The organism is Clostridium tertium (assembly GCF_902652255.1).
GTDB classification, from domain to species: domain Bacteria; phylum Bacillota; class Clostridia; order Clostridiales; family Clostridiaceae; genus Clostridium; species Clostridium tertium_A.
Window position 1 is genome coordinate 14761 of sequence record NZ_CACRTO010000013.1, and the last position, 15253, is coordinate 30013.

General features: G+C 28.1%; 15 protein-coding genes and 1 other annotated feature. Of the genes, 11 read left to right on the forward strand and 4 right to left on the reverse strand.

Features of this window, described 5'->3' with window-relative positions; all coding sequences use genetic code 11:
- Positions 1-4: 4 nt before the first annotated feature.
- The gene (locus tag GPX08_RS04960) at positions 5-1567 is read left to right on the forward strand and encodes a ClC family H(+)/Cl(-) exchange transporter (RefSeq protein ID WP_156625736.1); all 1563 of its coding nucleotides are present in this window, start codon (positions 5-7) and stop codon (positions 1565-1567) included.
- Positions 1568-1726: 159 nt separating this feature from the next.
- Here GPX08_RS04960 and GPX08_RS04965 read toward each other — a convergent pair whose 3' ends face one another.
- Complete coding sequence (locus GPX08_RS04965; RefSeq protein WP_156625737.1) at positions 1727-2494, reverse strand: N-acetylmuramoyl-L-alanine amidase; 768 nt, start codon at positions 2492-2494, stop codon at positions 1727-1729.
- 150 nt (positions 2495-2644) lie between these two features.
- Between GPX08_RS04965 and GPX08_RS04970 the strand changes: the two genes are divergently transcribed.
- The 7 genes from GPX08_RS04970 to GPX08_RS05000 all read left to right on the forward strand — a co-directional run bounded on the left by GPX08_RS04970 (position 2645) and on the right by GPX08_RS05000 (position 9501).
- The gene (locus GPX08_RS04970) at positions 2645-3211 is read left to right on the forward strand and encodes a TetR family transcriptional regulator (RefSeq protein WP_156625738.1); all 567 of its coding nucleotides are present in this window, start codon (positions 2645-2647) and stop codon (positions 3209-3211) included.
- 24 nt (positions 3212-3235) lie between these two features.
- Positions 3236-4036 (forward strand): hypothetical protein, encoded by an 801-nt coding sequence (locus GPX08_RS04975; RefSeq protein WP_156625739.1) that lies wholly within the window; start codon positions 3236-3238, stop codon positions 4034-4036.
- Positions 4037-4384: 348 nt separating this feature from the next.
- Positions 4385-5158, forward strand: a complete 774-nt coding sequence (locus GPX08_RS04980; protein ID WP_156625740.1) for a hypothetical protein — start codon at positions 4385-4387, stop codon at positions 5156-5158.
- Positions 5159-5178: 20 nt separating this feature from the next.
- Positions 5179-6264: an AAA domain-containing protein gene (locus GPX08_RS04985; protein WP_156625741.1), complete on the forward strand. Its 1086-nt coding sequence runs from the start codon at positions 5179-5181 to the stop codon at positions 6262-6264.
- A gap of 11 nt (positions 6265-6275) precedes the next feature.
- Positions 6276-7619, forward strand: a complete 1344-nt coding sequence (locus GPX08_RS04990) for a hypothetical protein (RefSeq protein WP_156625742.1) — start codon at positions 6276-6278, stop codon at positions 7617-7619.
- A gap of 110 nt (positions 7620-7729) precedes the next feature.
- Complete coding sequence (locus GPX08_RS04995; protein ID WP_156625743.1) at positions 7730-8398, forward strand: hypothetical protein; 669 nt, start codon at positions 7730-7732, stop codon at positions 8396-8398.
- A gap of 233 nt (positions 8399-8631) precedes the next feature.
- Positions 8632-9501: a methionyl aminopeptidase gene (locus GPX08_RS05000; protein ID WP_156625744.1), complete on the forward strand. Its 870-nt coding sequence runs from the start codon at positions 8632-8634 to the stop codon at positions 9499-9501.
- A gap of 234 nt (positions 9502-9735) precedes the next feature.
- On the opposite strand, the gene GPX08_RS05005 is transcribed toward GPX08_RS05000, so the two are convergent.
- Complete coding sequence (locus GPX08_RS05005) at positions 9736-10068, reverse strand: HesB-like protein (protein WP_156625745.1); 333 nt, start codon at positions 10066-10068, stop codon at positions 9736-9738.
- Between the two features lie 179 nt (positions 10069-10247).
- On the opposite strand from GPX08_RS05005, the gene GPX08_RS05010 reads away from it, so the two are divergent.
- Positions 10248-10991, forward strand: coding sequence for a hypothetical protein (locus tag GPX08_RS05010; RefSeq protein WP_156625746.1), 744 nt, complete (start codon positions 10248-10250; stop codon positions 10989-10991).
- A gap of 29 nt (positions 10992-11020) precedes the next feature.
- Positions 11021-11584, forward strand: coding sequence for an alkaline phosphatase (locus GPX08_RS05015; RefSeq protein ID WP_156625747.1), 564 nt, complete (start codon positions 11021-11023; stop codon positions 11582-11584).
- 35 nt (positions 11585-11619) lie between these two features.
- On the opposite strand, the gene GPX08_RS05020 is transcribed toward GPX08_RS05015, so the two are convergent.
- On the reverse strand, positions 11620-11904 hold the full coding sequence (locus GPX08_RS05020) for a hypothetical protein (RefSeq protein ID WP_156625748.1): 285 nt from the start codon (positions 11902-11904) through the stop codon (positions 11620-11622).
- Between the two features lie 186 nt (positions 11905-12090).
- Between GPX08_RS05020 and GPX08_RS05025 the strand changes: the two genes are divergently transcribed.
- Complete coding sequence (locus tag GPX08_RS05025) at positions 12091-12369, forward strand: hypothetical protein (protein WP_156625749.1); 279 nt, start codon at positions 12091-12093, stop codon at positions 12367-12369.
- Between the two features lie 129 nt (positions 12370-12498).
- Here GPX08_RS05025 and GPX08_RS05030 read toward each other — a convergent pair whose 3' ends face one another.
- Complete coding sequence (locus tag GPX08_RS05030) at positions 12499-14949, reverse strand: leucine--tRNA ligase (RefSeq protein ID WP_156625750.1); 2451 nt, start codon at positions 14947-14949, stop codon at positions 12499-12501.
- A gap of 53 nt (positions 14950-15002) precedes the next feature.
- Positions 15003-15203: a binding site (T-box leader), on the reverse strand.
- Positions 15204-15253: the final 50 nt, after the last annotated feature.

A 15253-nucleotide genomic window follows, 5' to 3' on the forward strand; every position in this document is an offset into this window, starting at 1 on the left:
AATAGTGGATGAAGAAAATATAGAGAAGATTTTAAAAGAAAGAAAATATATGAAATTTAGACTAGTAATACAAGGGATAATAATTGGATTATTAGTAGGGATAGTAATAGTTTTAAATAGAATATTAATAAGTAAATTATCAAATGTATTCAAAGGGTTTTATCTTTGGGGAAATAAAGGTATTTTAAATGTAGTTCTTGTTTTGATAATTTTAACTTTGATTGGATTAATTGTAGGTTATATGAGTAAAGTTGAGCCTATGATTTCAGGTAGTGGTATTCCACAAGTTAAGGGAAGAGTATTAAATAAGCTGAAATTAAATTGGCTTAGAATTCTAGTCTTAAAATTCTTTGGTGGAGTTATAGCATTATCAGCAGGTCTAACTTTAGGAAGAGAAGGTCCATCTGTACAAATAGGTGCCTCTGTTGGAGAAGGAGTCGCAGAAAAGACATATAAAAGATTTCCTGTAAAAAAAGAATTCTTAATAACTGCAGGGGCTTCTGCTGGGCTATCTGCAGCTTTTAATTCTCCATTATCAGGAATAATATTTGCTTTAGAAGAAATACATAGAAATTTTTCACCTTTAGTATTATTACCAGCAATGGCTTCTGCCATTACTGCAGATTTTGTTTCTAAAAACTTTTTAGGAATGGAACCATCACTGAACTTTTCTGAATTATCAATAATACCACTAAAGTATTACTGGATATTAATATTATTAGGAATTTTTGTTGGTATAATGGGAGTTTTATTTTCTAAAGGAATAGTTTTATTTCAAAATATCTATGCAAGGTTCAAAAATTTAAGTCAAGAAGTAAAAGTTATGATTCCATTTGTTATAACAGCAGTAGTTGGACTTTTATATCCTAGTTTATTAGGCGGAGGACATGAACTAATAATGGATTTGACATCTAGCAAAATAACATTAATAGCTTTAGTAATAATATATATTATAAAATTTTTACTTCTATTAATATGTTTTGGCTCTGGTGTACCAGGAGGAATCTTTTTACCTATGCTTTTATTGGGGGCTATTTTAGGGAATATAGCAGGTGTGATTTCAGTAGATTATTTTGGCGTAAATGCTATTTATATAAATAATTTTATTGCTTTAGGTATGGCTGCATACTTTTCGGCTGTAGTTAAGGCTCCTATAACAGGTATAGTTCTTATAATGGAGATGACAGGATCCTTTAGTCATTTATTATCTTTATCAATTGTAGTAATCATTTCTTATATTACTTCAGAATTATTAAGAAACGAGGCGATATATGAAACTTTATTGGAAAGATTGCTTAAGAAAGTTGGTGTTTCTAATAACGATGATAAGGATAAGAAAACTATATTAGAATTTGTAGTTGAAATGGGAAGTTTGGCAGAGGGAAAATATATAAATGAAGTGGAGTGGCCAAAAGATTCTCTATTAGTTTCTATTAAAAGAGGAGAAAAAGAAATAATTCCAAGAGGATATGTAAAGCTAGAAAGTGGCGATTATATAGTTATTCTTGTAAGTTTACATAAGTCTCCACAGGTTATAGATGAGGTTAATAGTTTAACCTTAGTATAATAACTTATTTAAATTTTATAAATAAATTATATTTTATGGGGGCTGTCGCACAAACTGCCCAAATTAAGAATTATTCATTTTTAATTTTTCATTGTGCGACAGCACCATAAAAATCTATTTGGGTAATTTGGAACAAATTACATCCTTAATTGTTAATTATCAATTATTAATTGTCAATTGTTCCACGATTCCTTCTTTTAGTGCTTTTGCAATTTTATCTTGGTTACTATCTAATGTTAAATATCTCTCATCTAAAGAGTTACTTAAAAAACCTAATTCTACTAAGGCTGATGTAGCTGAATTTAATTCTACTACGGCTAGAGCATCTTCTTTTTTTACATAGGTTTTAACACCTCTATTGTCTGTATAGTTTAAATTTTCTAGTGATAACTGAATATTCTCAGCAAAAGCTTTACTTTTCTCATCTGAAGCTTTATACCATGTTTCTATACCTTTAGCACTAGTATTATCATAGTTACTATTGCAATGTATTGAAATAAATAGATCAGAATTAAAAGCTTCTGAAATTCTTATTCTTTCCTTCAGGCTATCATTTGCATCATCTACCCAAGAAAGTGAGTCATTAGTTCTAGTATAAACAACTTTAATATTTTCCTTTTCTAGTAATTCTCCAAGTTTCAAAGTAATATTTAATACAATATCCTTTTCTAAAGAACCAGAAAGACCTTTTGAACCAATATCAAAATCACCATGGCCAGCATCTATACATACTATAAAGTCTTTTTCTTTTGATGGAGCAAATGTAACTTTTTTGTTAATAAGGCCTTTGCTATTTAAAATAAAATAAACAGATAAGCAAAATATTAAAGTGAATAATAATGTTAAACGAAATATTATCTTTCTTCTTCTTTTTCGTTTATAAAGGAGTTTTCTTTTGTTTGCTAAGTCAAAGCTAGGTATATTCATATTACACTCCTTACTAGTATTATATCTTTACATAATATAAGTATAATAAGAAAAAAGATAAAAGTAAATATTTGGAAATGAATAAGTGTTATTTCATTAGTTGATAATATAGAAATATTGATATAAACTATAGTAAAGGGGGGAACTTATATGCCTAAGATATTACAAAACGCAAGAGAAACTATACTAAAAGAAGGCTATATCTTGCTAGAAGAAAAGGGATACAATAATTTTAGTATGAGAGAGCTCGCTAATAGATGTGAAATAGGACTCGGAACGGTATATAATTATTTTGATAATAAGATGTCTCTAGTTATTGAGATTTTTAATACAACGTGGATTGAAATAATAGAAGAATTAAGAAGTATAAAAGATAAGGATATTAAGTTAGAAGAAAAAATAAAGTTTATATATAAAAGCTTAGAAAAGTTCTTAAAGTATCATAAAGAAGTATTTTTTCATATTACTAAGGAAGAAATGGTAGTTAAAGCAGAGAAGACAAACTCAGATAAATGCACAAAGTATGATGTCATGGAAGAATTATATGTTATAGTAGATGAAATAATAGAAGTACATAAAGATAATAAAGATATTACTATAAATATGGAAACAAGAAAATTAACTTCTTTTTTAATAAGTAATATGATTACTTTATCTATGAAAAATACTGAATATACTATAGATGATTTTCTATATATGTTGGTGAATAAATTATAAAAAAATAAAGGAGAAATCTAGTATATGAATTGGTTGAATAAGCTGGAAAGAAAGATCGGTAGATTTTATATAAAGAATTTAATGCTAATAATTATAGCTGGAACAATTTTAGTGTATGCTTTTAGTATGATGGCTCCAGATTCTAATTTAATTAATAATATTATTTTGGATCCTTCTAAGGTAATGGAAGGAGAAGTATGGAGGTTAGTAACCTTTATATTTGTGCCATCTAGTCTTAATATTATATCCTTTATATTTGGATTATATTTTAATTATCTAGCAGGTACAGGACTTGAAAATGAATGGGGAGAGTTTAAATTTAATTTTTATTACTTTGTAGGTATGATAACTACAATTATAGTATCAATGATAACTGGTGTAAGTGCTACAGGATCATATATTAATATGTCTCTATTCTTAGCATTTGCTATGATTTATCCTAATTTTCAAGTGTTATTATTCTATATAATACCTGTTAAAGTAAAATATTTAGCTATACTTGATTGGGTATTTATTGGTTTGAGATTTATAGGGTTCTTAAGTATATTTAGTATTGGTGGAATGCTTATAACTTTAGTTCCAGTGTTAAATTTCTTTATATTCTTTGGAAAACAATTAGTTACAGGCACTAGAAGTAATGCAACTAATTTCAAGAGACAACAAAAATTTAAGTCTCAAGTAAGACCATTAGAAGTTCTTCATAGATGCGTAGTATGTGGTATAACAGAAGCGGATGACCCTAAGATGGAGTTTAGATATTGTTCTAAATGCTCAGGAAAGCAATGTTATTGTATTAACCATATTAGAGACCACGAGCATAAATAATGAATAATGTATAATTAAGGTGGAAACTCAGATTAGCTGGGTTTCTTTTTTGTTTTAAAACTCATATATGAGTTTTTTCATTAATTCTACATTATAGATTATAAATTATAAATTTTTTAATCGTGCGTAGCACTGACCTTTCTTATTAAAACTAAAGATGTAATTGTTTAATTATGGTATAAATAAGAATAATTATTAAATAAGAGTAATAGTAATTATCATTTGTTTATAGTATAATATAGTTGATAAAAAATGAGTATTTATTAAATGTGAAATATAATTATATTATTTTTATATATTAAAATACAGATACATATAGATTTTATTTTTAGTAAGAAGGGAAGAAAAATGGAAAGTAACGATTTAAAAAAAATAAATGATAATCCTTTATATATAAGGTATATAGAAAATCCAAGTGAAGATATTATTTTAGCTGCTGTTAAGAAAAATGGATTAGCAATAAGATATGTGAATAATCCTTCAAAGGAAGCTAAGGAAATAGCTATTAGAAATAATCCATTAGCTGTAGAGTATATTGAGGATTTAGATGAAGAAAATTCTATTTTAGCAGTTAGATTATTGTGGAATTCATTAAAATATATTAAGAATCCTACAGAAAAAGTAATGCTTGAAGCAGTAAATGCTAAGGGCTGGGCAATACAATTTATAGAAAATCCAAGTGAAGATATAATGCGTAAGGCTGTAAGTAAAGACTATGATTCAATTAAATATATAAAGAATCCTAGTGAAGAAGTTCAATTAGCTGCTATAAATAAGTATTGGGCAGCAATAAAGTTTATTAATAATCCAAGTTTAGAAGCTAGACGAGCTGCTGTTATTGGAAATGAGGAAGCTATTAACTATATAAACTTTGATTTAGATGAACTAAGGATATTAATTGGTGACAACATAAAAGTTGTAAAATATGTTTATGACTCTATAGATGTTGACTTTGTAGTAAATATTGTTATTGAAAAAGTTAAAGAAGAGTTAGTAGATGAAAAATACATTAAAGACTTTTTAGAACTTGAGATACTAGATATGGATAAGGTTAATTTTATAAGAGAGTATGGAAGTAAGAAAGCTAAAGTTATATTAGTTGATTATAAACTTTCAAGATAAGGCATGAGAGAGGTGAGAAAATGAAATTTTCAGAAGCAATAAATACAGTAGAATTAGTATTAGAATCAGGAAGTGTACCTTTAATAATAGGGGAAGCTGGTATAGGTAAGACTTCTTTAGTAAAGAAGATATGTAATGAAGATAATTATTACCTAGTTAATATAGATGCAAATCTTCTTAAGGAAGGTGAAATTGGAGGACTCCCTATAGTTGAAAATGGGAGAACTAAATATGCAACTCATTATAAACTTATAGAAATAGAAAAGGCAATAGAAGATGAAAAGTATAATGGAGTATTGTTATTTATAGATGAGTTAAATAGATGTGAACATGCAGTTCAGCAAGAACTTATGAATTTAATTTTAAATAGAGAAATAAATGGCTTTAAATTACAGGATAATGTTAGAATAGTAGCTGCTATGAATCCATCAAACAAATATGATGGTTTTGAGGATAGTGACTATCAAGTAGTTGATATGGATAAGGCTCAAGAGGATAGATTTGTATGGTTAGAATTAACTTCAGATATTAAAGAATGGATTAAATGGGCAATGAGTGAGGAAGTAAAGGTCCATGAACATATAATAGAATTTTTATCAACATTCCCAGAATATCTAAATACTCCAAACTCTAATGAGTCTATTAAAGCAACACCAAGAAGCTGGGAAAGAGTAGCTAAAGCTTATGAGGTATATATAAAAAATACAAATAATTATTCTTTAGATACTTTCTACAATGTAGTTAAAGGTAATATTGGTGTTAGTATAGCTACTGACTTTTTAAACTATATTAAGAATATAAAAAATCCTTTAATTAAACCTGAAGAATTGTATCCTTATACAATTTTACCAATGGATATAAAAGAGGAATTAAGAAAAGAAAGTCATTCAAGATTATATATTTTAGCTAAGAATTCTTTAAGATATTTAAGTGAAAATAATAACGAGTCAAATAGGAGATTATTCTCTGACTTATTGACATGTTATCCTAAAGATTTAAGACTTGGGATTATGAAAGAAATAAAAGATGATGTATCCTTAGAACTTTATAATGAATTATTAAATGAAGATATGTTCTTAGATGCATTCTTTGAAATATTTGGATAGAAGGTAATGCTATGACATTTGAAGAAAAAAGAGATAGTTTACTTAAACAAGCCATAGATATTAAGGAAAATGGAAAAATATATAGTGCCTTTGAAAGAGAGTTCTTTTCATTGGTTGAAGGTGTAGTTATTGATATGCTTGAAGGAGAAGATAGCTTCTTTGGGCAATTTCTAGTTAGAATAGAGAGAAGCATTAGATACAATATTACTTGGCCACTAGCAACTATCCCAAAGATGCAGGGCTTTAAAATGTATTTTAATCCTTTATTATTTCTACTTTGTGATAAAAGGGAGATGCAAGCATTATTTAAGCATGAAATATATCATATAATGTATGGTCACCATCAGAGAGAAAGAGAACTTAAAAATAAATATACTACTACAGCTGTTAACCTAGCTTTAGATATATCTATTAATCAATTTATTAAGAATCTACCTACGGATAGCTATAAATTAGAAAGAGTAAACTTAGAGTATGGTGCAAATTTAACTGAAGATGCGCCTATAGAAGTATATGCAGAGGAAATAGAAAAGGCAATTAAAGCAAAAATAAAAGATAGCAAAAAAGCAGAAAAAGATGAAGTTGTTGGGGATATGTTGGATATTTCAAAGGCTCATGATGTTTGGGAAGAAAGCAATTTAAATGATGATTCAATTAAAGATATTACTAAGAAAACTGCAATAGGATCATATAATGGTAAGGCTCCAAAGGATATCGAAGGTATTATTAAAGCTTATAATGAGAAAGCGGAAATATCATGGCAGGATGCCTTAAAGAAAGTAATACCATCTTTAAGAGCTGGAGAAAAGAAAACAGTTATGAGAAGAAATAGAAGGCAACCGGAGAGATTAGATATTAGAGGAACTTTACCTAATAGTGTCCCAGAAGTTATTGTAGCCTTAGATATAAGTGCTTCTATGAGTGAACAAGAATTTAATAAAATATTAGTTGAGGTTTTAGAAATAACTAGAACTAGAACAAATAAGATTACGTTAATTGAATGTGATAATGAAATTAGACGTGTTTATGAAATAAAGTCTAAAAATGATATAAAGAAAAGGGCATCTAAAATTGGTTCAACAAGGTTTTCGCCAGTTTTTAAATATATAAGAGATAATAATTTAAGAAACCATGTAGTAGTATATTTTACAGATGGTGTTGGGGAAAAAGAACTTGAGTACAAACCATTTAAGAAGAATACTATCTGGGTTTTAACTGGAGATGAAGAGCTATCTTTAAATGAGCCTTATGGTGAAATAAAGAGAGTTGAAACTAATTCAGTTAAGGGTGAAGGTGGTACTGCTGGATTAGATATGATTAAAGAGTATCAACAGGAGCATGGAAGATATTTTTAGAAGATAATTTTAGCAGCTTGATTCATTCAAGTTGCTAATTCTTTACATCAGTATATGTAGGCTAGTATTTGTCAATAATTTATGATATAATAGCAGAGTGGGGGTGCTCTATGAGGTCTTATAAAATAAGTAAGAATAATAGTATTCTATTAATAATAGGAATTCTAATTGTCAGCCTACTAATAAACGTTTACAGTTCTATTATGAATTCGCGTTATAAGTTATTAATAGGTAAAGAAACTTATTATAGTGTGAAAGAAATAAAAAATAGGAACGAAAGTGTTTTATCTTTATTAGATCAGTGTATTAAGGCGAAAAGTGTAACTAATGAGGAAATGCTTATATTATATAAGAATTATACAGCTATTTCTGATGAATATAATAATTTATGGTCCAAGTATAAAGATTATGGCAAAGAAGAAATTATAAGTTTTAATAAGAAGACAAAAGTTAATGATATTTCTAATGAAATGTCTACTAGCCAAGTTTATACTAGGATAGAAAGTTTACTTTTTGAATATTTGAGTTTTGAAATGAAAAACCGTAATGAAAAAATTATTTTAGAAGGCGGTATTCTTGATGACTTTTTAGCTATGAAAGAGATGTCGAAGAGTATAGATACTTTCTATAAGGATTTCAATGATACTAAACTGAAAAATGTTGACGAAGAAAATAAAGAGTCTACTTATATTAAAAAAGAGTACTGGATTGATGTTCTAAAAGAAATAAATTCAGTTATGGAACCGTATTTAAATTATGAATTTACTATAAAAAAATAGGTATAATAAAAAACTCAGCGAATAGATTAGCTGGGTTTTTATTATAATTATAAAGGTATTATTTAAAAACATTATCAAAAATAAACAAACAATAATAGTATATTTTATATTTTTTATTTTAAAATTGAGTTGAACCATGAATTTTATGATATATTAAATATATAGTAATAAATTATACTATTTAATAAAAATTAGTTAATATAAATTTGTAGTAATAAAAGAAAGGAGAAAGTATGATTTTAAATAGAAATGATCAATGCTGGTGTAATAGTGGCAAGAAATATAAGAAGTGCCATTTGGAATTTGATGAAAAGATAGAGGCTTATAAAGCTAAGGGGCATGAAGTTCCGTCAAGAAATATGATAAAGAATAGTGAGCAAATTGAAGGCATTAAAGAAAGTGCTAAGATAAATAATGCTGTATTAGACTTAGTACAAGAAAAAATAAAAGTGGGAATGAATACTGAAGAAATAAACAAATTGGTTCATGATCTTACAGTAAATAGTGGAGCTATACCTGCACCTTTAAATTATGGAGGATTTCCTAAAAGTGTCTGTGTATCTATAAATGATGTAGTATGTCATGGTATCCCAAGTGAAGATACTATATTAATGGATGGGGATATAGTAAATGTAGATGTATCAACAATTTATAATGGATACTACTCAGATGCTTCTAGAATGTTTATGATAGGGAATGTAGCCGAAGAGGATAGAAAGCTAGTAACAGTTGCAAAGGAATGCTTAGACAAGGGATTAGAGGCAGTTAAACCTTGGGGATTCTTAGGCGATATAGGAGCAGCTGTGCAAGAACATGCTGAAGCTAATGGATTTTCAGTAGTAAGAGCTTTTGGTGGTCATGGAGTAGGAATAGAGTTCCATGAAGATCCTTTTGTTGCCCATGTAGGTGAAAGAGGCGAAGGGATGCTATTAGTTCCTGGAATGGTATTTACTATTGAACCTATGTTAAACCAAGGTGATTATGAAGTGTTTGTAGATGAAGATGATGAATGGACAGTATTTACTGAAGATGGCGGATATTCAGCTCAATGGGAGTACACTGTATTAGTTACTGAGGATGGTGCTGAAATAATAGCATACTAGGAAATTAAAAATTAAGAATTAATAATGAATAATTAAGGAGAAAACTCAATTTGGAGTTTTTGAAATTACATCATTTTTAAAGGAGCTGTCTATATGGCAGCTCCTTTAATGTAAAATAATATAATTAATTAGGAAGCTTATATAATCTAATTTAGAGTATAAAAAATGAGCTATTGCTAACAGAAAACTGTTAATACAATAGCTCATTAATATTATGTCATAAAATTTAAAGGATTAGTGACATCCGCCACCGCAAGATCCACATCCGCCACTTTCTGATTCAATGATTGGTTTAAGAGATAATCCTCTTCCTTCATTTTCTTCAGTTGAAAGTAGTTTAAATCCACCAAATTCATCAACTAGTTTTTCTTCAACTACGAAAACTATGTCGTTAACCTTTTGAGTAATGTCTCCTTCTTTAGCATCATCTACTGATATATTAAAAGCAGGACCACTACATCCAAATCCAGCTAAATTTACTCTTATGCTGTAGTTATCAACTTCATTTTCATCTAAGAATTCCTTGAATTCTTTGTATGCTTCTTCGCTTATTATAATTTTATCCATATCTTCACCTTCTATTTCTAAATGATAATTTATATCACTAGTATATCATAGTGGACATAAATATCAAGAGTTTTTTAAAACAATATATCAAATTTACAAATACTTATTGTTTTTATTATGTATCATAAATATAATAATTATTATAACATTAATAATCAGAGTAGAAGGGAGGCTTTAAATTGAAGCCTTATGATTTTGACTATATAAAAAATAAAATAAATGAATATAATGGTTTGATATCTGCTGGAAAGATAGGAAACTTTGAAATAAAAAATATAAAAAATCCAGGTGAATATATAGATGGATATATGTATAGGAGAAAAGGAGAACTAGACTTAAGCATATTAGAATTACATGGACCAGATAATATTTGGATGAGAATTTCCCCAATGGAAATCGAAAGTTCTTATATGTTTATTAAGTATGCAAAAGGAGTAATTGGAGTAGTGGGACTTGGACTTGGGTATGTTGTCCAAGAGCTTGCAAAAAAAGAAGATGTAGATAAGATTATAGTTTATGAAAAAGAAAAAGATATAATAGATCTTTACTATTCAAATTTTAATCCAAATAAGAAAATTGAAATAATAAATTCAGATGCCTATAAAGCAAAAGGTGAGAGATTTGATTATTTTTATGTAGATATTTATGAATATAAATTACATAGTAGGGTAGTAAATGATTATAAAATATTTAATAAGCTTCACAATATAAAAGAATATTTCTTCTGGGGACTTGAACACTTCTTATTAAGTTGTAGATATGAAGAAATAGTTTGGGTTTATATACCTGAATTATGGATGGATATTAGTAAAAAAATATTTGTAGCTTTGCAAGAGTCAAATCTATTATGTTACTATAAGCAATTAGATGAAGATTTAGTAAGTCAGGTTTTAAGTGAATTTAAAGTCGTTTTAGATGAATAATATCTACAAATGAAAAATAGGAGATATAAATGTTTAGTATAGATAGTATAGTTAGCTTATTAAGAGAGTATAGTATGTATTCTATTCCTATTTCTTTATTAATAAGTACTATTATTGCATTGCTTGGAGTAGTACCATCTGTTTTTGTAACAGGGGCCAATATATTGTTTTTTGGACCATTATACGGATTTTTAATTTCTTTATTAGGAGAAACTATAGGCGGATATATAACCTTTATAGTATATAGATTAGGTTTTAAAAAAGGAGCAGAAGGAATAAAGCATAAACATAAATTATTAAAATCAATAGTAGAAGGAGAAGGAAAAAGTGTCGGATTCCTAATTTTTGAAGGAAGACTTATTCCTTTTATTCCATCTGGATTTGTAACTTTAGCTGCTTCAATAAGTAATGTAAATGGGGTAATATTTAATATTGCAACCTTCCTTGGGAAAATACCTTCTATTGCACTTGAAGCATTAGTAAGTTATGATTTAATAAATATAGAACAAAATTATGTAAGGTTAGGATTCACCCTAGTTGCTTTAGTATTATTGTATTTAACATTAAAGAAATCAAAAATTAATAAAAAATGATATTGTTCCAGCAAAGTGGCTCAATATCATTTTTTTTATTTACTAGAAACAAGGTAAATATCTAAGTGATCATTACTATTACTACTATAGAAACTTTTAGCGACTTCATCAAAGGTGAGGGTATCATCATTGGATAAAATAACAAATGTACTTTCAGCTTTTGCATTTGGCATAGTTCCAGTAACAGTTAGTTTATATTTATAGATATTTCCATAAGGATCCTTATAAGTTTTATTAGATGGAAATGCAAATAATAATATTACAACTAATAATAGTAAGGAGATTATAGATAGAGATATCTTTTTATTTAAATTAATCACTCCTAGTTAGTATTACTATAATTTATTATAACAAATATTGACATTTAGATATAGAAGTATGAAATAAATATTATTATTAACTCTTATAGCCCAAATATTAAAAAGCTATACTGAAAAAAAGTGGTATAATTAAATGCGAAGTTAAATTGCAATTATACAGGACTTCAATATAATATAGGAGGTTTTATGAGAAAAATTTGGAGATATAAATCAGTTCAATTTATAGTATTCATATTAATAGCATCGTCATTAGGAATAATAATAAGTAATCTAGAAACATTACAATTTGTATTGAAAAGTGGAAATTTGGCAATTGAAAATGATGTAGTTAAATATTTAATAAAATATATAAAAACTGTACAAATTACAGCTGTTATATTATGGGTCTTCGCAATAGGCTTATATTTAAATTTTATATATTCAATTAATAGCAAAATAACTAAAAAAACTAATTCAAAATCTTAAAATATTACGAATTAAAGACCAGCAAATAACTTTGCTGGTCTTTGTTAATAATATAATAGTATATAAAAGTTAGAATTTTATTATCTTTTTTAAATTTACTCTTGATAAAATTTAATACTCAGTTTACTTTTACTTTACTACTATATTAACAAGTCTTCCTTTAATTACAATAACTTTTACAATGTTTTTACTTTCAGTAGCAGCAATAATATTTTCATTAGCTAAAGAAGCAGCTTTAATTCCTTCTTCATCTAAATCAGTAGGAACATTTATCTTAGCTTTTATCTTTCCATTAACTTGAATAGCGATTTCAACTTCATCTTTAACTAAAGCCTTAGGATCAAATTTTGGCCAAGCTTCATTGAAGATTGAGAAGTCTAATCCAAGTAGGCTCCATTGTTCTTCAGCAAAGTGAGGTGCAAATGGTGCTAATATCTTTAAGAAATCTATGCATGTATTCTTTAAGAATTCTAAATTCTTAACATCTTCTTGAAGATATTTAGAGAAGGCATTTACAAATTCCATCATTCTAGCTATAGCAGTATTGAATTGCATTTTATCTGCATCTTCTGTAACACCTTTTATTGCGTTGTGTAGCCAGAAGTTTAATTCTTTTTCAGCTTTATCTACTGTAGTTTTATTATTTTCACCTTTATTAATAGCTTCGATTGCAGTTTCAAGATATCTTTCAATTCTATCAACAAATCTTGCAACAGATTTAAGTCCATCATCACTCCAAGCTCCACCTTCAACATAAGCAAAACCAAACATTAAATACATTCTAAATACATCTGAACCATATTCAGAAATATAATCATTAGGAGAAATAGTATTTCCCTTAGATTTACTCATTTTTAAACCGTCTGGTCCTAATATTAAACCTTGGTGAGTTAAAGATTTAAATGGTTCATCAAAATCTAAGTAGCCCATATCTCTTAATGCTTTAGTAATGAATCTAGCATATAGTAGATGCATACAAGCATGTTCAGGTCCACCAACATATTTGTCTACTGGAAGCATTTTATTAACTATATCTTTATCGAATGCTTTTTCAGTGTTATGACTATCTGGATATCTTAATTGATACCAAGAAGAACAAACAAATGTATCTAAAGTATCTACTTCTCTCTTAGCTGGTTTTCCACACTTAGGGCAAGTTGTATTTACAAAATCATCACATTTTGCAAGTGGTGACTTACCATCTGGAGCAAACTCAACATTGTATGGAAGTTCAACTGGTAATTGGTTTTCAGGTACTGCAACAGTTCCACAATCATCACAGTGTACTATTGGAATTGGAGCTCCCCAGTATCTTTGTCTAGAAACTAACCAATCTCTTAATCTATAATTGACCTTTGCAGTTCCTAATTCTTTAGAAGCTAACTTTTCAACGATTTTTTCTTTAGCTTCTTCAGTTGTAAGTCCATCAAATTCACCTGAATTAACTAGCTTACCGTATTCACAATATGGTAGTTCATCATTTCCACCATTTTTACTAGTTATAACTCTTTCAATAGGTAAGTTGAATTTAGTTGCAAAAGCAAAATCTCTTTCATCATGAGCAGGTACAGCCATAACAGCACCAGTCCCATAAGTAGCTAATACGTAGTCTCCAACCCAAATTGGAACTTCTTTATTATTTATTGGATTTACTGCATAAGATCCCGTAAATACACCTGTTTTTTCCCTAGATATAGATTGTCTTTCTATATCAGATTGTTTCTTAGCTTCTTCTTTATAGTTTTCAACTGAATCTTTATACTCAGCAGTAGTAAGCTTATCAACTAATGGATTTTCAGGAGCTAGAACAACATAAGTAACACCATTTAAAGTATCAACTCTAGTAGTAAATACATCAAATTTAATATCAGAATCCTTAACTTTAAATGTAACTTCAGCTCCTGTAGATTTTCCAATCCAGTGCTTTTGCATAGCAACAGTTTTTTCAGGCCAATCTAGAGTATCAAGTTTTTCTAAAAGCTCATCAGCATAATCAGTAATTTTTAGGAACCATTGAGTTAAATCTTTCTTAGTTACTTCAGTTGAACATCTTTCACATGCACCATCAACTACTTGTTCGTTAGCTAAAACTGTATTACAAGATGGACACCAGTTTACCGGAGCTTTCTTTCTATAAGCTAATCCTTTTTCATAAAGTTTTAAAAATACCCATTGAGTCCATTTATAATAATCTGGATTACATGTTATAACTTCATTTTCCCAGTTAAACATAGCACCCATTGCTCTTAATTGCTTTTCCATAGTTTCAATATTTTTATCTGTTGAATCCTTTGGATGAATTCCAGTCTTTATTGCAAAGTTTTCTGCTGGAAGTCCAAAAGCATCAAATCCCATAGGTTGAAAAACATTATATCCCTGCATTCTTTTCATTCTAGCCCAAGAGTCTACTGGTCCATAGTTAAACCAATGTCCAGCATGTAATTGACTTCCTGAAGGATAAGAAAACATTTCTAATACATATAGTTTTTCACCTTCTTTATTTGGATCAAACTTATAAAGTTTAGTTTCTTCCCACTTATCTTGCCATTTTTTATCAATGGAAGTTCCGTATTTAGCCATAATAATCCTCCTTAAATAAGTAAAAATAAATATAAAAAAACCCTCGATCTCAATTAAGAGACGAAGGATATTCGCGGTACCACTCTTATTAGAAAATAAAATTTTCTCACTCGACATTATAACGGGGATGACCCGTACTTGCTTTTAACAAGTAAGCTCCTAGGCAAGTTCTTATAAAATAAACACTGTTTTACAGCAAACAACAGCTCTCTAAAGAATATTATTATAATACTACTCCTATTCATAGCATTTTATATATAATTTTAATATATTAAATTATATATATTATTACATTATAAGTCAA